21 protein-coding genes are annotated in these 20,447 nt (G+C 40.9%); 4 read left to right on the top strand and 17 right to left on the bottom strand.

The annotated features are described in order from the left end of the window. Positions 1 to 54: 54 nt before the first annotated feature. Entirely contained in the window at positions 55 to 1,023 is a 969-nt protein-coding gene (locus tag VRK28_RS05500; protein ID WP_062564851.1) for a PstS family phosphate ABC transporter substrate-binding protein, read from the top strand. Positions 1,024 to 1,075: 52 nt separating this feature from the next. Here VRK28_RS05500 and mdoH read toward each other — a convergent pair whose 3' ends face one another. From mdoH to sfsA, 10 genes are all read right to left on the bottom strand, one after another. Beyond that, a complete protein-coding gene (mdoH, locus tag VRK28_RS05495) occupies positions 1,076 to 3,058 on the bottom strand; it encodes a glucans biosynthesis glucosyltransferase MdoH (RefSeq protein WP_062564852.1) in 1,983 nt (660 codons plus the stop codon). Continuing rightward, a complete protein-coding gene (locus VRK28_RS05490) occupies positions 3,030 to 4,748 on the bottom strand; it encodes a glucan biosynthesis protein (RefSeq protein WP_130166529.1) in 1,719 nt (572 codons plus the stop codon). Before VRK28_RS05490 ends, mdoH begins: the two co-directional genes overlap by 29 nt. Positions 4,749 to 5,094: 346 nt before the next feature. Continuing rightward, complete coding sequence (locus VRK28_RS05485) at positions 5,095 to 5,295, bottom strand: hypothetical protein (protein ID WP_372799652.1); 201 nt, start codon at positions 5,293 to 5,295, stop codon at positions 5,095 to 5,097. A 96-nt stretch (positions 5,296 to 5,391) separates the two neighbouring features. Next, complete coding sequence (gene panC / locus VRK28_RS05480) at positions 5,392 to 6,243, bottom strand: pantoate--beta-alanine ligase (protein WP_062564855.1); 852 nt, start codon at positions 6,241 to 6,243, stop codon at positions 5,392 to 5,394. Then, positions 6,244 to 7,038, bottom strand: coding sequence for a 3-methyl-2-oxobutanoate hydroxymethyltransferase (panB, locus tag VRK28_RS05475; protein WP_062564856.1), 795 nt, complete (start codon positions 7,036 to 7,038; stop codon positions 6,244 to 6,246). Positions 7,039 to 7,067: 29 nt separating this feature from the next. Beyond that, on the bottom strand, positions 7,068 to 7,556 hold the full coding sequence (folK, locus tag VRK28_RS05470; protein ID WP_062564857.1) for a 2-amino-4-hydroxy-6-hydroxymethyldihydropteridine diphosphokinase: 489 nt from the start codon (positions 7,554 to 7,556) through the stop codon (positions 7,068 to 7,070). Positions 7,557 to 7,558: 2 nt separating this feature from the next. Next, positions 7,559 to 8,845 carry a polynucleotide adenylyltransferase PcnB gene (gene pcnB, locus VRK28_RS05465; protein ID WP_244269378.1) on the bottom strand — a complete coding sequence of 429 codons (1,287 nt, stop codon included), beginning with the start codon at positions 8,843 to 8,845 and terminating at the stop codon, positions 7,559 to 7,561. A gap of 292 nt (positions 8,846 to 9,137) precedes the next feature. Then, positions 9,138 to 10,082, bottom strand: coding sequence for a tRNA glutamyl-Q(34) synthetase GluQRS (gene gluQRS / locus VRK28_RS05460; protein ID WP_062564858.1), 945 nt, complete (start codon positions 10,080 to 10,082; stop codon positions 9,138 to 9,140). A gap of 20 nt (positions 10,083 to 10,102) precedes the next feature. Next, positions 10,103 to 10,546 carry an RNA polymerase-binding protein DksA gene (gene dksA, locus VRK28_RS05455; protein WP_054551179.1) on the bottom strand — a complete coding sequence of 148 codons (444 nt, stop codon included), beginning with the start codon at positions 10,544 to 10,546 and terminating at the stop codon, positions 10,103 to 10,105. Between the two features lie 252 nt (positions 10,547 to 10,798). Next, complete coding sequence (gene sfsA / locus VRK28_RS05450; protein WP_062565101.1) at positions 10,799 to 11,518, bottom strand: DNA/RNA nuclease SfsA; 720 nt, start codon at positions 11,516 to 11,518, stop codon at positions 10,799 to 10,801. A 149-nt stretch (positions 11,519 to 11,667) separates the two neighbouring features. Here sfsA and pepB point away from each other — a divergent pair, with 149 nt between their 5' ends. Together pepB and VRK28_RS05440 are read left to right on the top strand one after the other, a co-directional pair. Continuing rightward, a complete protein-coding gene (pepB, locus tag VRK28_RS05445) occupies positions 11,668 to 12,963 on the top strand; it encodes an aminopeptidase PepB (RefSeq protein ID WP_054560873.1) in 1,296 nt (431 codons plus the stop codon). 207 nt (positions 12,964 to 13,170) lie between these two features. Then, complete coding sequence (locus VRK28_RS05440; protein WP_054560872.1) at positions 13,171 to 13,737, top strand: phosphoribosyltransferase; 567 nt, start codon at positions 13,171 to 13,173, stop codon at positions 13,735 to 13,737. Between the two features lie 215 nt (positions 13,738 to 13,952). Here VRK28_RS05440 and VRK28_RS05435 read toward each other — a convergent pair whose 3' ends face one another. Both VRK28_RS05435 and VRK28_RS05430 read right to left on the bottom strand, forming a co-directional pair. Next, positions 13,953 to 15,881, bottom strand: coding sequence for a hypothetical protein (locus VRK28_RS05435; RefSeq protein WP_062564859.1), 1,929 nt, complete (start codon positions 15,879 to 15,881; stop codon positions 13,953 to 13,955). A 361-nt stretch (positions 15,882 to 16,242) separates the two neighbouring features. Beyond that, a complete protein-coding gene (locus VRK28_RS05430) occupies positions 16,243 to 16,899 on the bottom strand; it encodes a Crp/Fnr family transcriptional regulator (RefSeq protein ID WP_054560870.1) in 657 nt (218 codons plus the stop codon). A 268-nt stretch (positions 16,900 to 17,167) separates the two neighbouring features. On the opposite strand from VRK28_RS05430, the gene VRK28_RS05425 reads away from it, so the two are divergent. After that, positions 17,168 to 17,398 carry a YgjV family protein gene (locus VRK28_RS05425; RefSeq protein ID WP_062564860.1) on the top strand — a complete coding sequence of 77 codons (231 nt, stop codon included), beginning with the start codon at positions 17,168 to 17,170 and terminating at the stop codon, positions 17,396 to 17,398. A gap of 2 nt (positions 17,399 to 17,400) precedes the next feature. Here the strand turns inward: VRK28_RS05425 and VRK28_RS05420 are convergent, their stop codons facing one another. The 5 genes from VRK28_RS05420 to VRK28_RS05400 all read right to left on the bottom strand — a co-directional run bounded on the left by VRK28_RS05420 (position 17,401) and on the right by VRK28_RS05400 (position 20,174). After that, positions 17,401 to 19,041 carry an amidohydrolase gene (locus VRK28_RS05420; RefSeq protein ID WP_062564861.1) on the bottom strand — a complete coding sequence of 547 codons (1,641 nt, stop codon included), beginning with the start codon at positions 19,039 to 19,041 and terminating at the stop codon, positions 17,401 to 17,403. A gap of 93 nt (positions 19,042 to 19,134) precedes the next feature. Next, complete coding sequence (locus tag VRK28_RS05415; RefSeq protein WP_054560867.1) at positions 19,135 to 19,368, bottom strand: EF-hand domain-containing protein; 234 nt, start codon at positions 19,366 to 19,368, stop codon at positions 19,135 to 19,137. 4 nt (positions 19,369 to 19,372) lie between these two features. Continuing rightward, positions 19,373 to 19,606: an EF-hand domain-containing protein gene (locus tag VRK28_RS05410; RefSeq protein ID WP_054560866.1), complete on the bottom strand. Its 234-nt coding sequence runs from the start codon at positions 19,604 to 19,606 to the stop codon at positions 19,373 to 19,375. Positions 19,607 to 19,709: 103 nt separating this feature from the next. Further along, positions 19,710 to 19,937, bottom strand: a complete 228-nt coding sequence (locus VRK28_RS05405) for a hypothetical protein (RefSeq protein ID WP_332393606.1) — start codon at positions 19,935 to 19,937, stop codon at positions 19,710 to 19,712. A 9-nt stretch (positions 19,938 to 19,946) separates the two neighbouring features. Beyond that, on the bottom strand, positions 19,947 to 20,174 hold the full coding sequence (locus VRK28_RS05400) for a cag pathogenicity island protein Cag25 (protein ID WP_062564862.1): 228 nt from the start codon (positions 20,172 to 20,174) through the stop codon (positions 19,947 to 19,949). Positions 20,175 to 20,447: the final 273 nt, after the last annotated feature.

Raw genomic sequence — 20,447 nt, 5'->3', positions numbered from 1 at the left:
TCATTAGAGTAGACCGCAGTTAGGAAATGGGACGAACAAATCGGAGTAACCCCTATGAAATTCAAAAATCTCGTTGCCGCAATGGGTGTGGCTGTAACAACATTTGTATCAGCACAAGCAGCTGCAGTTGATAAAGATATGCCTGAGTACACTAAAACAAGTGGTATCTCTGGTAACTTCTCATCTGTTGGTTCTGACACTCTTGCAAACATGATGACGTTCTGGGCAGAAGAGTACAAACGCTTCTATCCAAACATAAACATTCAAATCCAAGCAGCGGGTTCTTCAACTGCTCCTCCAGCATTAACTGAAGGTACAGCAAACTTCGGCCCAATGAGCCGTCGTATGAAGTCAAAAGAAATCGAAGCATTCGAAAAGCGTTACGGCTACAAGCCAACTGAAGTTCGCGTTGCAATCGATGCTCTAGCTGTATTCGTACACAAAGATAACCCAATCAAAGGTTTACGTATTGACCAAGTTGATGCGATTTTCTCTTCTACACGTAAATGTGGTGCAAGTGAACAAGTTAACCGTTGGAGCGAAGTAGGTCTTGAGGGTGATTGGGCTGCAAAAGATATCCAGCTTTACGGTCGTAACTCAGTATCAGGTACTTACGGTTACTTCAAGAAGAAAGCCCTTTGTAAAGGTGACTTCCGTAACAATGTAAACGAACAACCAGGTTCTGCATCTGTAGTACAGTCAATCTCTTCTTCTGTGAACGCGATTGGTTACTCAGGTATCGGTTATAAAACATCAGGTGTACGTACAGTACCACTTTCTAAGAAAGGCGATAACTTTGTTGATGCAACATTAGAAAATGTAGCAACAGGTAAATATCCACTATCTCGTTTCTTATATGTTTACGTGAACAAGCACCCTAACAAGCCGCTTTCACCAATCGATGCAGAGTTCTTAAAAATGGTTCTTTCTGTAGATGGTCAAAAAATTGTTGAGAAAGATGGTTATGTGCCACTTTCAGGCAAAATGGCAATGGCTGAACTTAAAAAGCTAGGCCTTCTGTAACAACCATACAGACATAGATGAAAAAACCGCTCATTGAGCGGTTTTTTTTCGTTTAGCTTTTGGCAAAGAGCTTGGCTTTAATACGTTGCTGAGCAATACGTACTTGCTTGCGCTTTTTGCCTGAGGGTGCCTTAAAGCTTTGAATAGGCATTACCGTTGGGTATTCATTAGGTAATGCTGGTACATTAAAGTCAGCGTGTTCATCTTTTGGCAAGCCAATTTCTTGTTGATGTACACGAAGTGCCGCTAAGGTATCATCGTTTTCAACTTCACTTGGACATAAAAATAAACCCATTTTTCGCATTTTCACACCTAAGCCGATGCTGCTTGAATAGCGTACAATTGGCGCTGCTAAAATAAGGCCTACTAAAATAGGTGATAACCACCAAAAGAAAGTCGGTGTGTAATAGTAGGCAACCGAACCCCAGATAATCGCGGTAATAGTCGAAAATAACGTATAACCAATCGCTTCTTTCCACGGCACCATTCTGCCTTCGCGAGGTTGTGCATCCCAGCTAACTTTTTTGCCTAAAAATACGCACACTACAAAGTAGCTATGAAACACCATCATTAAAGGGGCAATCACAATCGCAAAAATAGTTTCGATGAGTGAACCGGCAATTAATTTCATCGTACCGCCAAAGGCTTTATTACGATGCACTAAAGTCACAATTACGCCCATTAATTTAGGCAGTAACAACAATACAGCTGTAATAAATAACAACGAATCAATTAAATCCGTTTTAGCAATTTGCCAGGTTGGGAAAAGTTGATAAGCATGATTAAAGTACACGTCGCTATTAAGTGCACGAGTTACTGCATCTAAGGTACTTAATGCCAGCATAGATAACCAAATCAACGATGAAATATAAGCTGTGGCACCAAATAAAAAGTGCATTTTACTCATTAGCTTAAGACCTGATTTAGGCAGTAAACCTAAATGCTGGATATTACCTTGCACCCAACGTCTATCACGAATCGCGTAATCGAGAATGTTACTTGGTACTTCTTCGTAACTGCCTTCAACATCGCTAAGCAGTAACACATCCCAACCACTGCGGTGTAGCAGAGAAGCTTCTACAAAGTCATGACTTAAGATCTCACCACCAAATGGGGCATTACCTTTTAAAACAGGTAGGCCGCAGCACTTTGTGAATGCTTCAACGCGAATAATCGCATTGTGGCCCCAGTAGTTTGCTTGGTTTGTTTGCCAAAAAGCAGAACCAGTTGCCAGCATTGGGCTATATAAAATTGATGCAAACTGTAAAAAACGACCAAAAAACGTGTCTTGGCGAACTGGAATAGGGATCGTTTGGATCAAGCCTGATTTTGGATTGCTGATCATGCTAGAAGTCAGTTCAAGCATACATTGACCCGTCATAATGCTATCGGCATCAAGCACAATCATGTGATCGTACTGGCTACCCCAACGTTCACAAAAATCAGTTAAGTTACCCACTTTACGGTGTTTATTATCTTCACGGCGACGATAAAAAGTATGCTTTGCTAAATCACCTAAGCGCTCAGTAAGTGCATTCCACGCTTTAAGTTCATTACGTGCAATTTCAGGGTCTTGCGTATCACTTAGCAAGTAAAAGTCGTAATGCGGCATTTGCCCTGTTTTAGCCAGCGAGCGTAAACTTACTTCAAAACCGGCGATGACACGCTCTGTATCTTCGTTGTAGATAGGCATAACAATGGCTGTTTTAGTTTGGCTCAAGGCATGCTGATTAATCTCGATTGGCTTTTGACGTTTTAAGGTCAACGGGTCAATACGAAATAATTGCAAGATAAAGCCCATACAGCCACTACAAAAGGCTGTAACAATCCACGCGAAGGTAACTGTAAATAATGCCAGTAAAGCGTACTCAAGCGGTGTCATGCCGTTTGAATTTAAAATATCGAACATGATCCACACGCCATAGGCGGTAATGGTAAGCGCTAGGCTCGAAAAAAGCCAAGCGCGGGTCTTCTTAAATGGCATTGCTGTTGCCTTTAATGCTTTACTATTGGACGTCGTTTGGATACCAGACATAGCTCCATACCTCGCTGATTTCTTTATCACGTAGTTTTAACGATAAGCGCATATCAACAGGCTTATCTCCCTCTGGCGCCACTTTAAATGCTACGCGCCATCCTTGATTGTTTGGTAACTGCTGTACCGTTTTATCGCTTATTTGCCCAGCTGAGAGTGTAAGATCCGCCTGCATGGCAAAATTAGCAGATAGTTGATTAATCGTTTCGCCACTAAAATCAACGGTAAATTGGCGGTGGCTTTTTGGTGGTGGATTGTCTTCACCAGGTAATGCTGCACTACCAATTCGAGTTCTTAACACACTCGCTTTATCTTGAGTTGCAAGTGTGGCATTGAAAGTCGACAGCTTGTAACTAAAACTTAAGCTGTCACCAGCTTTCATTGGCTGCTCTGGCACCCAGTAGCTAACAATATTGTCGTTAGTTTCGGTATCTGTTGGGATCTCTACTAACTCAACACGCCCTTTACCCCAATTACCCACTGGCTCAATCCACATGCTCGGACGGTTGTGATAATGCGCTTCGGTATCAAGGTAGTTATTAAAATCTCGGTCTCGCTGCGCAAGGCCAAAGCCTTTAGGGTTCGCGTAGCTAAACGAAGTCACGCTCAATTTCTTCGGGTTATTCAGTGCACGCCAAATCCATTGACCTTGTTCTGATTGCATTAATAGGCCATCAGAATCATGTACTTCAGGGCGGTAATCATCAAAAAACTTAGTACTATTTTCACCGTGGTAAAACATACTTGTTAGCGGGGCTATGCCGAGCTTTTTAATGTCTTTACGGGCAAAAATTTGCATCTCGGTTTTTACTTCAGTGTTAGTAGAAGGTGTTAGTTCAAAACGATAGGCTCCCGACACTGAAGGGCTATCTAATAATGCATAAAGCACGATGGTAGTATCTTCGGGTGCAGGTTTTACTAACCAGAACTCTTTGAATACAGGAAATTCTTCGCCTGAGCTCAGTGCTGTATCAACTGCAAGACCTCGAGCTGACAGACCATATACTTGATGCGGGCCAACTAAACGAAAATACGAAGCACCTTGGAACACAGCTACTTCGTCTTTGTACTGGTTGTTGTTCAGTGGAAAATGCAAACGAAAACCTGCATGGCCAAGTTGTGTATTGGCAATAGCGGTGCTGATCTCTTGCTCTAACGGGGCAGCAGTTGCATCGTAACGATAGTAATCTGTTTTAAAAGGTAAACTTTTTACTTCGGCATTTTGCTCAAGAGTATTAATTGCAACCGGTGAGCGATATAAGAAGCCTGGGTGGAATAACTGCACTTCATACAGGCTTTGATCTTTCCAAATTGCTTGCTCAGTACGAAAACGAATTGCACGGTAGTCCTGATAACCAATGCTAGTTAATGCTTCAAGCTCTAACTCCTTAGGGGCTACATACGGCTCAGAGGCTAATTTCTTCGCACGTGCAGTGATAACTTCAAATAGCTTTTCTTCTGGAATCGTGATCATTGCAGGCTTAAGCTCAACCGCAGCACTATCCTTTACTTGCTGTTTTTCATTTTCGGTTGCTTGAACCTCAGCGGCTGTTTGTTCTGTTTCAGTTGCTTTTGGCTGATCTGGTTCTTCAACTGCGTAACTATGACCTGCGCTGATGGCTAATAATACGCCCAAGAAGGTCTTCTTTTTAATAGCGCTGAAGAGCTTAGTTCGGGTTTCTGGTTTCATTCAATTTTCCTTTAGCCGTAAATCACGTTAATTCTTTCATATCTCATAGCAATTACTGGACCCAAAATAAAAACTAACAATCTCAATGGCTTTGAGTTGGTGCAGCTAAATGCGAAGAGTAAAATTTTGAAATTAGTGCGAAACAATTACACGGTTGCAGTTGTTTATTCGTCACCAATATGGAGAAGTTTAATGAACGAAAGCTTGCCCTAATATGAATAGCTTAAAGGGTAAACAAAAATATGAACAAAATTACCAGAGGCTTAATTGTGCGAGTGAAATTGTAATCGTGAGGGGGAGTGCAGGCACCGAATAGGTTTTCAGTGCCTTAAAAAGCGAGTCGTTGTTATTTAACTTCGCCTAACTTTTCTGCATTGGCTTTACATTGGTTGTAAGCTTCAATGCACTTGTTGCTACAGACTTTATGAACTAAGCCATCAGCGGTGCTTTGTTGCTCACAGCTCGCTTCGCATTGATAGTTTTGCTGAGCACATTGCTGCATTTCTGGGTTGTCAATTTTGTTTGAGCAGGCAGACAGTAATGTCATAGCAAACAATGTTGCTGCAATTGCTGGTAATTTTTTCATGCTTATCCCTAGTTTATGTCTTTTCTTTGCAATCCATCTTACCCAGATTGTTGCTATTTAATCCAGCTCAACTTGTAAATTGTCAATTAAACGTACTGAGCCCAAATAAGCAGCAGCTAAAATAACAAGTTGTTTGTCAGCCACGGTGGCTGGTTTTAGTGTAGAGCGCTCTGCAATCGAATAATAGTCAGGTTTTAGTCCTGCCTTTTCAAGTTGTGCTTTTGCATCTGCCTCAAGAGCTGCAATGTCTGCGCTGCCTTGTTTAAGTGCCGTTGCAGTATTATTTAGTGTGGCAAACAGTACTTTTGCGGTGTCTTTTTGCTCATCAGATAAATAGCCATTACGAGAGCTCATTGCTAAACCAGAGATTTCGCGGCAAGTAGGTACGCCAATAATTTCAACTGGGATAGATAGGTCGCGCGTCATGGTTTTAATAACCTGTAGCTGCTGAAAATCTTTTTCACCAAAACAAGCAAAGTCAGGTTGTACTAAATTAAATAATTTAGTGACAACGGTTGCAACGCCTTTGAAGTGACCAGGACGCGAGCCTCCACAGTAACCCATAGAAACCCCCGGTACATCGACAAAGCTTTGCTCGCCTAAACCATTTGGGTAAATTGTTTCAACGGATGGGGTAAACACGATATCAGTACCAAGATCTGCTAAACCTTGTTTATCTTCGTTTAGTGTACGCGGGTAACTATCAAGGTCTTCGTTGGCACCAAATTGCATCGGGTTTACAAAGATACTCACAACCACTTTATCAGCCAATGTTTTGGCTTTTTCAACAAGTGAAAAGTGACCTTGGTGTAAATTGCCCATGGTAGGCACTAGCGCAATGCTCAGGCCCGCTTGACGCCAAGCTTTGATTTGGCTGCGTAACGATTTAATTTCAGTGATTGATTGCATTTATTTAAACTCGTGTTCGGTACTTGGGAAAGCACCACTTTTTACATCTTCACAATACTTTTGCACTGCTGCTGGCATATTGCCGGTTTCTAATAAAAAGTTCTTTGAAAACTTAGGGATATAACCTGCCGAAATACCAACTAGGTCGTGCATTACTAAGATTTGGCCATCAGTTTGATTACCTGCACCAATACCAATGGTAGGAATGTTTAGCTCATCAGTAATACGTTTAGCAAGCTCACTTGGAATACATTCTAAAACAAGTAACTGTGCACCTGCCGCTTCAAGTGCTTTCGCATCGCTGACCATTTTATCGGCTTGAGATTGCTCACGACCTTGAATTTTAAAACCGCCAAAAACATGCACTGACTGAGGTGTTAAGCCTAGGTGGCCACATACTGGAATACCTTGTTGGGTCATTGCACGAATGCTGTCGTGCAGCCATTCGCCACCTTCAAGCTTAACCATGTTTGCCCCAGCACGCATCAGCTCTGCTGCATTTTTACAGGCATCAGCTGGGTTGGCATAGGTCATAAATGGTAAGTCAGCAATCACAAATAATTCGCGGCTACCGGCACGCACACAGCGAGTATGGTATGCAATATCTGTGTTGGTTACAGCAAGGGTGTCATCAGCACCTTGCAATACCATGCCTAGTGAGTCACCGACTAAGATCACCTCGACGCCATTATCATGAAACAATTTAGCAAAGCTGGCGTCGTAAGCCGTTAATGCGGTGATTTTTTGTTGTTCTTGTTTCATTTTATTCAAGGTTGAAACGGTGATTTTAGACATAATTTCCTCTAAGGCTTAGCCTTGGTTGATTACTGCTGAGGGAGTTGTTGTAAATCGTTTAAAGGCAACGTTTTTGTTATATCAGCAAGTGATTGATTATTCGGTAGTACAAGTGTTGGTGCAATTTCCAACAAGGGATAAACAACAAACTCTCGCTCTGTTAGGCCATAATGAGGCACAGTTAAGCGAGGGGTGTCTATCACGTCATTACCGAACAATAAAATATCTATATCAAGGGTACGCGGACCCCAGCGTTCTTCTTTTCTAACACGGCCATGCTCAAGCTCAATGGCTTGAGTTAAATCAAGTAACTGCTCTGGCTTAAGTGCAGTTTTAACACACGCGACTGCATTTACATAATCGGGTTGATCTTGTGGCCCCATTGGTTTGCTTGCGTAATCATGGGATACACAAACAAACTCAACATCTTTTAATGCTTTTAGGGCAGTGACAGCAGCATGAATTTGTTTACGTGGTGTGTTTAAGTTGGCACCTAAACCTAAATAAACGGTATGCATACTTAGTCTACTTTTTTCTTGCGTGGGCGACGACGGCGCTTAGGGCCACCTTGGTGTCCTAAGTTTTTAACCATCTCTTTTTGGCCATTAATGTCTTGGCTTAGGTAGGTTGTCCACCAATCAGCAAGCTCTTTTTGTTGCTCTTCGCCAGCTTGCACACGCAGTAATAAGAAATCATAAGCGGCTTTGAAGCGAGGCTGTTGAGTGAGCCTATAAGCGCGCTGACCACCTCGTTTATCAAGGCGTTGCTGAATATGCCAAATATCGCGTGCACCCAAGGTGAAGCGTTTTGGTACTGCTACCTGTTGCGCGTTTTCACTCTGCACTTTGTTCATTGCTTGTGCAAATGCATCGTACTCTGAAAGTTGGTCGCGTTGTTGTAACTTCTTCGCAATGCTCTGCAATGGGAACCACAATAAGGCTGCAAAAATAAAGGCTGGGGTGACTTTTTTATCAGCATTAATACGTTTATCGGTGTTTTTAAACATTTGCAGGATAAACGTATGCTCAAAGCCTTCAGGGTTGGCATCTAAGATTTTATCAAGCGCAGGAAATAATGCTTTGAATAAACCATATTGGCGTAGCATTAAGTAGTTTTCTTCAGCTTTGCCGTTTAAAAACAATTTGAGTGATTCTTCAAACAAACGAGCTGGCGGAATATGATCAAGTAAGTTAGCAAGGCTTTTAATTGGCTTTTCGGTGCCAGGTGCAATGCTCATTCCTAGTTTGGTGGCAAAACGCACTGCACGTAACATGCGCACAGGGTCTTCACGGTAACGTGTTTCTGGGTCGCCAATCAGCTCAATTTGTTTTGCTTTTATCGCGCTAATGCCATTGGCATAGTCATAAATACAAAAATCGTTAATTGAGTAGTAAAGTGCATTAATCGAAAAGTCGCGGCGCTCGGCATCTTCTTCGATGCTGCCATAGACATTGTCACGCAGGAGTTGGCCGTGTTCACTTGATTGACTAATTTGATTTTTGCTTTCTTCGGCTTCGTGATGGCCACGCATGGTCGCCACTTCAATAATTTCTCGACCAAACACGATATGGGCTAAACGAAAACGGCGACCAATTAGGCGACAGTTACGAAATAGCTTTTTGATTTGCTCAGGGGTTGCGTTTGTTACAACGTCGAAGTCTTTTGGTTGTTGGCCTAACAATATATCTCGAATACAACCACCTACAAGGTAGGCATCAAAACCACCTTCTTTAAGGCGGTACAATACTTTGATTGCATTTGGGCTAAATTGTTTGCGCGAAATACCATGTTCACTGCGCTCGATCACCAAAGGTAACTCGCTCGTTGGCAAAGCATCACTTGATGTCGTGGCATTTGGGCCAATAATCTGCCGACAAAATTGAAAAAGCTTAGAAATAATAATCTGTCTCCTACGACGCGGACTTTGCGACTCATCAAGTATAGCGTTTGTTTGATACTTCGCCGATGTGAGATTGACGTGTAATCAGTGTGTTTTAAATGGCGCTAAATTAAGGTGTTGATGATTCGCACACTTTGGGTCGCTATCATATACCAGCAGGGCTGAAAAATTAAGTTACTCGGCCTTTAAAATTGGCAATTTATTTTTCAATAGTAACAAAGTTACAAAAAGGAGAGTTTGGATCCTCGCTAACTTGTATTTCTTGCACCTTTGGTATGTGTTCAAGGCGGTAAGTTTCAATAGCCCAAGCTAACATCTGTTCGATATTTAACGATAAAAGTGAGCTTTCTGGCTTTAAGCCTAAAAAGCGCAAGGCATCGAACAACGCGGGCTTTGGATCTGATTTTGCTATTGCCGGAGCGTAATTTTGTTTTGATAGCTTAAAACCGGGTTTAGCTACTGCTAAAGGTAGGTGGGCGTATTCTGGGGCCGGTTTATTTAGCTGCTTAAACAAACTGAGTTGTCGTGCGGTCGGTTCGAGTAAGTCAGCTCCGCGAACGACTCTTGTAATACCTTGTGCAATATCATCGGCGACTACGACCAGTTGGTAAGCAAATAAACCATCGCTGCGCTTTATTAAGTAATCTTCTTTGGCAAGTTGGCTATCAACAGACACTTTACCTTGAATTAAATCATGGTAGTGACTGGTTGCAAATTGCTGGGTTAAACGTAGCGCTGAATCAGTTAAAGCGTGGTTTTTATAACGGCAGTGGCCTTGGTATATCCCACCGATTGCTTTAATTTCTTTGCGCGTGCAATGACATGCATAAACAAGGTTTTTCGAAATTAACTCGTCAACAATGGCTTGGTATTGCTCATGACGCTGGGTTTGGTATATAACAGGCTCGTCCCAGTAAAGACCGTAAGCCTCTAAGGTATGTAATATATCGTCGCTAGCACCGCTTACAACACGCGTTGTGTCGATATCTTCAATGCGTACTAACCATTTTCCTTGATTGGCTTTTGCATCAAGGAAGCTACCCACAGCCGCTATAAGTGAGCCAAAATGTAATGGCCCTGAAGGGGATGGCGCAAAGCGGCCACGATATTCACGCATTGGCGTGTTAACGGCTGTGGTAGACATGGGCTAATTAAAGGATGTAATTAACCGCGTCCAGATTGCTTTTCTTTAATTTCCGCAAGCGTTTTACAGTCTACACATAAATCAGCTGTAGGACGCGCTTCTAGGCGGCGGATACCAATTTCGATACCACATGATTCACAGAAACCAAAATCGTCTTCTTTGATTAATTGAATCGTTTTTTCAATTTTCTTGATCAGTTTACGCTCACGGTCACGAGTACGAAGTTCTAATGAGAATTCTTCTTCTTGTGCTGCACGGTCTACTGGATCCGGAAAGTTAGCTGCTTCGTCTTGCATATGCGATTTAGTACGGTCTACTTCGTTACGTAAATCGTTACGCCAAGCTTCTAAAATTGTTTTGAAATGAGCACGTTGTGCTTCATTCATATACTCTTCACCTGGCTGTTCCTGATATGGTTCTAACCCGGCCTGAGCCAATAACCCTAGTCTTTTTTGGTCTGGCATAACTTTCTCCTAAATCCTTAATATTTTGCCCAGCGTTAGCCGGCGGCTATAAATAGCAGAATCATTAGACTGAGGCAAATTTATTTTTAATTAATCCTCTTGACCTTGCGCTAATGATTGCTCAAATAATTATGGGCGGTTTTGTAAGCCCTTAACTATCCATAAATTTTTTAAATTTGCTAAGTTATATGGGCAAAAAAAAATAATACAACTAAAATAGTGCTTTTATTGTCGTTTTCGTAAAAGAGTAGCTTAGTTCAGAAAATCACATTTTTCTTGCAACTTAATTTCTTCTGCCGAAATTTTTGCTTTATAAGCAATCACTTCAACACCATTATCTATAGCTTCAGTTAAAAGTTGGGCGTATTTTGAGTCGATATGTTTTGCCGCACTCACTTGATTGATACCTTCATGTAAAACTGCAAAAAATAGCACTGCACGATGCCCTTGTTGCACCATCTCTATTAGCTCTCGCAGATGTTTTTGGCCTCGCTCAGTTTTTGCATCCGGAAAATACCCTTGCCCAGATTGTGGTTCTGTTTGCGAAAGCAATGTCACAGATTTTACTTCTACATAGCAATGGGGTTTATGTTTATCTGTTAATAAAAAGTCGATACGGCTATTTTCTTGGCCGTATTTTACTTCTGCAGCAATTGTTTGATAGTCAACAAGTTCAGCAATCGCGCCTGCATTTAAGGCTTCTTGCACAACTTTGTTTGCAATCGCGGTATTAACACATATTAAGTGATCGAATTGGTTCTGAGTTAATTGCAAGGATTGAGGGAACTTACGTTTAGCATTATCACTGGTTGAATAAAACGCTTTAAACCCAGGCTCTGCACATCCCGTCATTTTGCCGGTATTAGCACAGTGAGCTGTAAACTCTGTGCCATCGGCAGTTTTTAAGTCGGCTAAAAAACGTTTGTAGCGTTTAATTAAGGTAGCTGTTTGTAATGCGGGAGTAAATTTCATGGCTCTTAGTAATTCGTTTTTCTTTATTGTAAGTGATTCATTACGAGGATTGAACCACATCTCATAATGCTATTTATCGCAAGCTGTTGGGAACTGACGTTGGCTGTAGTAAACTCGAGTAACATTTTTAGCGCAAAGAGTATTCTAACATGTCAGAAAAATTTCTAGTTCAACTTAGCGAGCAGGGCGCTGCCGCACATTGGGGCGAAAAAGCCGCTCTTTCTTTTACTGAACAAGGCGCAACTGTTCATTTAACTGAGCAAGATACACTTAAAAACGTACAAAAAGCAGCACGTACGTTAGCTAATCAAGGCTTAAAAAATATTGCCTTAGTGGGCGATGTTTGGTGTACAGAAACACAATGGGCTTTCTACCAAGGCTTTGTTTCACCAAAGAATTTAGATGCTATTGAGTTTGTTGAAAATGCAAAAACAGACGGCAAAGAATTGGCTTCTTTAAAGCAAGCTGCGACGTGGGCTCGTCAAATGATCAATGGCACAGCTGATGATATTTTCCCAGAGAGCCTAGCTGGTAAAGCAGCTGAGTTTATTCAGTCACTAGCACCTGAGCACGTAAGCTACCAAATTATTAAAGGTGATGCTTTATTAGAGCAACAATGGATTGGTATCCATGCGGTAGGCCGTGGTAGTGAACGTCCACCAGTATTATTAGCATTAGATTACAACCCAACTGGTGATGAAAACGCGCCTGTTGCAGCCGCTTTAGTTGGTAAAGGCATTACGTTTGATTCAGGTGGTTACTCAATCAAAGCAAGTGAAGGCATGTTAGGCATGAAATGCGACATGGGTGGCGCAGCAACTGTGACTGCAGGTTTAGCACTTGCTATTAGCCGTGGTATCAACAAACGCATTAAGTTGTTCTTATGCTGTGCTGAAAACTTAATTTCAGGCCATGCCTACAAACTTGGTGATATCTTAACGTATAAAAATGGCACCACAGTTGAAATCGTTAATACCGACGCTGAAGGTCGTTTAGTGCTAGCTGATGGCTTAATGGCTGCAGGTGAGTCTGGCGCGCCATTAATCATTGATGCAGCAACGCTAACAGGCGCTGCGCTTGTTGCTGTTGGTCAAGAGTACAATGCATTGTTCGGTCTTGATAAAGAGCTTGTACGTGACGTACAAGACTTTGCAGAGCAAGAAATGGAAGCTGCTTGGCCACTACCACTTGAAAAGTGGCACCAACAAAATTGCCCGTCGCCATATGCTGATACGGCAAACAGTCGTCCACAAAAAGGTGGTGGCTACGGTGGTGCTTCTAATGCGGCTGGTTTCTTATCACGCTTTGTGCCAAATGAAGGTAAAGGTTGGGTTCACATTGACCTTGCTGCTGCATTTAACATGGGTAGCACAAGCGAGTGGGCTGCAGGCGCAACAACACAAGGTATGCGTACCGTTGCAAGAACATTACTAGAAAAAGCATAAGCAATTACCTTTTTCTAGTTAATTAAAAGCCCCTTAACTTTATCTAAGTTAAGGGGCTTTTTTAATCTAAAGGGTAATTTTACAAACTGATACAAGCTTTTTTGAGTAAATTAGTATAAAATCACGCCCCACATTTTCTCATCCTGTGGTTAGTTTTTATTAAATTAGCTACACTTGAATGATCAATTCACACTGGGGTCTCTATTTATGTCAGATAAGTGCTATATCACTGCGCAGCAGCTTCTTGAAGATTCATTTCGTGTTGCGGCACAAGTTTATGAAGATGGTTTCCGTCCTGATTTCATCATTGGTATTTGGCGTGGTGGTGCTCCAATTGGTATCGCAGTTCAAGAATATTACGATTACAAAGGTATAGAAACTGACCATATCGCAGTGCGTACTTCTTCGTATTACGGTATTAACCAGCAATCTAAAGAGATCAAAGTTCACGGTTTGCATTACATCATTGAAAATGCCAATGCAGACAATTCATTACTAATCGTTGATGACGTGTTCGATTCTGGCCGCAGTATTTTTGCATTAAAAGAAAAGCTTTCGGAGTTAATGCGTTTAAACCTACCACGTGATATTCGCGTTGCATGCCCATATTACAAGCCGAAGAACTCAAAGGTAGACATGGTGCCAGATTACTTCATTCATGAGTCTGAAGAGTGGTTAGTGTTCCCTCATGAACTTTCAGGCCTAACGCCAGACGAAATTATCGAAGGTAAATCTGATTTAGCGAACATCCACGACATTTTACTTGAAAAGTAACCTTGTCCAAATTTTTCATAAAAGGCTCTTAGTGAGCCTTTTTTATTGTCTTAAATTAAGAGCGTAAAACTCCCTATTGATAATAGGGTAGTTTAAGCTGCACAAATGCATTGATGCTTATCAAAAAAGAAAAGATTGGTGTTTATGTATATTTTTTAAAGGCAATAAAAAACCGCGCATAAGCGCGGTTTTAAAAGCTTTATTAGCGTCGTGGACTAGCCACCGTTACCAGAACCACCAGTACCACCAGTACCACCAGTACCACCTGTGATTGGTTGCTCAACAACTTCACAAACTGTAGGTATATCAAGAGTTACAGGTGTTGTGTTTACCTCTAAATCTTGAGAAAGCCATTGTCTATTACCATAGTCATAATATCTAATTGAATAGCTTGAACCTTCCTCTAAAGCAACATTAAATGTAGCACCTTCTCCATAGTAAGTATTTACAAGTGCATTACCTGAGAATAGACGAGAATATGTAGGTGTAGGAACTGGATCAGCGTTAACATCAAAGTCTTCAGTGTTACTACAAACTAACTGAGTAGTAACTTGCTTAGAAATAATGCCAGGGTTTGAAGTAGTTAGCTTTAAAGTTTCGCCATCTAAATCACAAATATTACTAACGCTCAATTTCGTAGCAGTAGTACCCGCATCACTTGCTAAACCGGCTAAAACGTTTGCACCCTTTTGACGTATTTTCAATGTAACAGGGAAGCCAGGAGGATTAGCTATATTAGCTTGTGAATAATCGCCTCTATTAGCTCTTAAATTACGAACATTACGGCGGAAACCGTTATTCTCAATTACTAGACTATATCGGCCTGCATTTGGTTGGTCGTTACTGTCAACAATATCGAATGATACGCTAGAACATTGATTATTGTTGAAGTAATCTAAGTTCCAATAAGATAAGTGATTAACGTCTACAGAAACGTCAAACGTGTCTGCACTATCATTGTCTGTAACTTCACCATAGCTTTCAAAAGACCACTTACCAGCGTCTTCATCATAACTCCAAACTGGGAATACATCACCTACAGCGATTTTACGAGCTGTTGGAGAAGTTAACGTACAAACACCCATGCTGTAGCCATTAGCTTCTGCATATGCCGAAAGGTCAGTTGTACCAGCCGGAACTGAAACTGGACATGGGTTTGAAGTATTCTGATCTACCTGCATTGCAACAGTAAGAGAGTTTCCTTCACCGAATGTTTTTACTTTATTACCAGCATCATCAGTAAGCTCGATTGCAACGAAACCACCTGATGTAAATGAACCAGAAACATTTGAATCTGAGCCATCAGGGTTTGCAACAGAAAGGGCTAAACCACCAGGAAATGCATCAAGAGATGAATTTTCAACTGTAGCGCTATCAGCTTCAGTTTCATTACGTGTTGCTTCGTTAGCAAAGTAAGCCACAGTGATTTCAGGCACTGTTTCTAAAGCTGTACCGTCAGCAGTTAAAAACTGAGTACCGTTTTTAATTTTAACAGTAGTACCACCAACAGCAACGCCAGCTTTGTTTACAGATTGAGGAAGTTCAATTTCGTCTTTATCACCAGAAACACTTAAGCCGGTTGTTGGATCATAGGCTACAGTTGTATTTTCACCTTCAGGTACTAAAGATTCTAATGATTTAGTTTCTGCAACAATAGGAACATCAGAATCAGCTAAATTACGTGGCGTTAGTCGGATTTCATCAGCTGCTACGTTTTCAGTAGTTGTTACTGTGAATGAGCCAGAATTATTTAAGTATCCTTCAGCAGAAACAACATAATCGTAAGTTACGCCGTCAGCAGGGATCGACTCAAGAGTAAAGCTGAAAGCTCCATCTGTAGTTGACTTGTCTTCATCAGAAAGTGCATCACCAGCAACACTTAGTAAGCCATCTTCAGAAGATGTAAATGTGATGGTTGCCGTCACTGATTCATCAAGCAATTCGCCTGTAGCATCAATTAAGCTAACGGAGATAGCACCTGCTTGAGTCTCAGCTGCCGTAGGTGGAACTGCTACATCTTGTGTTGGAACTGGTGGCTCAGGCACTGTGTCGTTTTTGTCGTCATCACTCAAACAACCACTTAAGCTTAAAGTGACACCTAACGCTAGCGCTAGCTTGGTTAGTTTAAATTCATTGTTTCCCATAATCGTTACCTTTCTTTCCTTTCTCGTAAAGTAATCAGACTTTTATTAGAGCAAATAGTACCGGTTTGTGCACCGAAAAAACGCCACACATGGTTATCTGTTATTGAAGGATAAGCGTACATTATATATACGTCAAGTGAACATTATATATACTTTCATTAATAAAATAAGAAAGTTCTGTCTTATCTTTCAAGTGCAACAGCTGATAACAAACCGCTTTGCTAAATTGTAATATAGAGTCTTACTGTTAAGAAGCTTAACTCTATGAATATTTATAGATTATCCAACTGAACTTGTGCTGACTTTGCTTTTCAGTTTGGTAATATTATTTTAAAGCATTTAAGAAAAATTTGTAACACATTTATAACTGCGCAAAACTTTCTACGTAGTCACTAAGCTTGTCGATATCTACCACTTGTAAACCTTGATTGCTTCGCTGCACTAAGCCTTTTTCAACTAGTTCTGTAACTACTCGTCTATAAGCTCTTTCTGTGGTAGCAAAGCGCTCAGCTTCAGCATTTACGGTAGGGTAGGCACGCAGTAGTGTTGGGTTGCTGTTTTCTGCTCTTAATAAGCAATCTTTAGCTATGTTGTAGCTTAGTGGTAATAGCAGCTTATCTAAGTTTATTTTTTGGTTTTCTTGGAACTTAGCAGCAATTGTTTGCGCCGTGTACAAGCTTAACTCTGGCTTTTCTAATAGTAGTGCGCGCCAGTGTTTAAGCTCAATTAGGTTATAACTTACATCGCTAAAGCACGTAACTGTGTAAATACACGGGTAGTTATTCAGTGCTTCAATCTCACCAATCAGTGTGTTGTTACAATCAAGCTGGCCCAAAAGAAGGCGTCGGCCATTACCCACGTCATAGCTGAACGACACTGTGCCGCTTCTCACTAATACGAGTTTTGACAAAGGTTGATCTTGGTGGATCAGCACTTCTTTTTTAGCTTGTTGAAAACTACTGCCAGCAAATGTCAGTAATTGGTCAACAAGATAGCTTGAAAAATGATATTGAAACATTAACGCCGCTCTTCGGACAATTGTCCTATTTATTACATCTTAATGACGTTAGCATTAAGATTCTAAGAATTTACGCTAACTTGCTAGTAAGGTGTTTCACGTTACTGATACCTTCATTTCCCGTGTAATGATTTTAAAGCCAAGATTATTCTTAAGCTTTACAAGGTTTTTAGTAAGTTAGCTTTTTTATTTTATTGTCAAACTAGCACAGAGTGCGTCAAAAAAAATGACAAGCTCCAATGCTAACCTAAAGCCTAGGAGAGAACAATTGAGTTGGGAATATTTAGGCTATTTAGCGTCAGCACTGTTGGTTGCTTCTTTGACAATGAGCGATGTAGTAAAACTACGCTGGCTCAACCTAGCAGGATGTATTGCATTTACCTTCTACGGGCTGGCAATTGGTGCCGTTCCGGTAGCCTTTACCAATGGCTTACTGGCGTTTGTAAATATTTACCACATCGTTAAATTAAAGCGTCAGCAAAAAGCTGACGCTAAGTAGCATTATTCCTCTTTTTTATATTTTAGCTCGCCCGCAATCCAAGTTTGCGTCACGTTTATATCGTGGATCTCAGAAACTGGGGCTTTGTAATAGTCTTTATCAATCAAAATAAAGTCAGCCCACTTTCCTTGTTCTAAACTACCTACCTTAAACTCTTGATGTGCAGCATAAGCACCACCTAAAGTAAACGCACGCAAAGCTTCATCACGCGATAGCAGCTCTTGTGGTCGCCAGCCACCTTCAGGAAGTTGATTATGATCCATTCGTGTAATGGCTGAATATAAGCCATCAAACGGATCAGCAAGTTCTACAGGAAAGTCAGAACCTGCTGCAATTACAGAGCCTTGCGCTAAAAAGGTTTTCCAAGCATACGCCCCTTCAAGTTGTTTTTCAGTTAGGCGCTGCTCTGCCATATGCATATCAGAGGTTGCATGAACAGGCTGCATTGATGGAATAATTTTTAACGTTTTAAAACGAGGGATATCTTCAGGAGTAACAATTTGTGCATGTTCAATTCGGTTACGCAGTAAAATCCCACCGGTTTTTTTAAACACATTTTCATAGGCATCTAGCACAACATGATTGGCTTTATCACCAATGGCGTGGGTGTTCGCACTAAAGCCATGGGCAAAGCTTAAGTTGAATAGTTGCTCAAGTTTTTCTTGGGTTTCAAGCATTAAGCCATGGTGATTTTTACGATCAGCGTATTCCTCGATAAGGGCTGCGCCTCGGCTTCCTAAAGCACCATCCGCATACACTTTGACACTTCGAATCGACAGCATGTCATTCATGTCTTTATATTTGCCCGCTTTGAGCATGGTTTCTAGTTGAGGATCGGCAGCACTTAGCATGGCAACGATTCTTACGGGAAGGGTATTTTGCTCAGAGCGCTGCTTGTACACTTGCCACGTGTCGTAATCGATACCGGCATCATGGGTTGATGTAATACCCAAACTTAGTAGATGTTTACCTGCATTATCTAATGCCGTATTAATGCTGGCATGGCTTGCTTTTGGTACATGTTGGGTAACAAGCGTTTCGGCTTTATCAATGAATACCCCTGAAGGTAAGCCAGAATCTAACTTTAAAATTTCACCGCCGGCAGGAGAGGGAGTTTGTTTGGAAATACTTGCAAGTTCCATGGCTTTTGAATTAACCCACACAGCATGGCCATCAACGCGAGAAAGCACCACAGGTTTGTCTTTTACATATTTGTCTAAATCAGCTGCAGTTGGAAACTCACCGCCTGGCCACTGCTCTTGATTCCAACCGCGACCAATGATCCAACCTTGTTTATCTTTGGCAAACTCAGCCAGCATTTTGCCAACCTCATCTGCCGAGTTCGTATTTCTGACATCAAGTTGTGAAAGGTTATTACCTAAACCAATTACATGGCCATGAGCATCGACTAAGCCAGGTAACAACGTGGCTTGCTTGCCATCAATTGCGGTGGCGTCAGGGAAGCTATTTTTAATTGAGTCATTGCCTGTTTTTACGACTTTACCGTCTTTAAAAACCAGTGCAGAAAAGTGTTGGGTTTCGCCTTTGTAGGTAGGCGTGTAGCCATTTATATTATAAATAACAGTGGTGTTGGCAAAGCAGCTAAGTGAAGCTGTTGCTAGTAAGCTGATGATGAGTTTCATAATCTTCTAATAGTTTTTATTGATTTATGAAAACAGTATCAGAGTTGCAGTAAACTGCAACTCAGCAGCAAGTAAATAGTTAATTGTAACGCTTTATTTGCTTGCGTAGACCTTAAATTCACTAAGCGATAATTTATTATCTTTATCGCTGTCGTAGTTTTTGAAACGTGACCACAGAGCAGGGTCTCTCGCTGACTCTGAACGAGTCAGGTAACCATCGTCATTACGATCAAGTTGTTTAAATTTTTCACCAATACTATCTGCAGCAAAACTTATTGTGCTAAATACACCACATAAAATTAGGCTGGCAAAGGTTAATTTTGACATTATTTTAACTCTTGTTTGTTAAATAGTGTTTAAATTCAAGGAGCGAGATTTGTTGATCTTTATCTGTATCCCACTGTGCTATGCGTTTTTGCAAGTGCGGTTGAGAAGACAGTTCCTGCACAGATAAAAAACCATTTTTATCTTTATCAAGGTGATCAAATCTTTGTTTTACATCCAATGCTAAGCTATTGAAGCTTATAGTAATTAAGGTACATGAAGCAAGCCAGAAAATTCTCATAATTACTCTCCTTTATAAATAAAAGCGCTTGCCATAATTTAACTCCCAAAATTTAAATCCGTTTACACATTCCCTCTGGGATTATGGCAAGCACTTTAAGCCGTTAAGGTTTAAATTTTTCAAACTCTTGTTCAGACAGAACCTGATCGCTGTTTTCATCCAGATCGGCAAATTGCTTAAGTAGGTTATCGTGTTTGGTTGCTTCAGTTAATGAAATCTCGCCGTCGGCGTTTGTATCAAATTTAGCAAATCGAACATCCATTTGTGATGCTAAAACGGTGGCGCTGATAACTAAAAACATTAGCGAGAATGCAGCTAATAGTTGTTTCATTACAATCTCCTATTGAATAAACGACTGAAACTCAGAAAATGAAATTTGGCCATCTTGGTTACTATCAATTTGCGTAAAGTTGCCATGTAATAATGCATCTTCAGATGCTTCTGCTTCACTCAAAAAACCATTACTGTCTTTATCGAGTTCGTTAAACGTTGTTTGCAAATCAAGTGCATAACTACTTAACGAGATGAGACTTATAAGCAGGGTGGCTGCCAAGGCCGTTACTTTCATTTTGTGTCCTAAATAACTAATTTGCTTAGTACTAATCAAAATCAGTGCCAATTTTAAAAGTTCTTAATTATCAATTAGTTATTAATTTTATGTGGTTTTGAATGCGAAATAGTTACAGGGTATTGTGTCTTTTTTGCAACGATTTTCAGGTGTTAAAAGTTTATTCTTATTATTTCAATTAGTTAGCATGTTGCCAAATAGCAACTTTGTATCGGTTTTTGGGTAAAAATCAGCACTTTTTAAGGTCGGATTCAGCGAGTGTCTAAGTTTGTT

The organism is Pseudoalteromonas sp. P80D2, assembly GCF_036680945.1.
GTDB lineage: Bacteria > Pseudomonadota > Gammaproteobacteria > Enterobacterales > Alteromonadaceae > Pseudoalteromonas > Pseudoalteromonas shioyasakiensis.
Note: the sequence above shows the minus strand (reverse complement) of the source record. Positions and strands in the feature narration are given on the sequence as shown.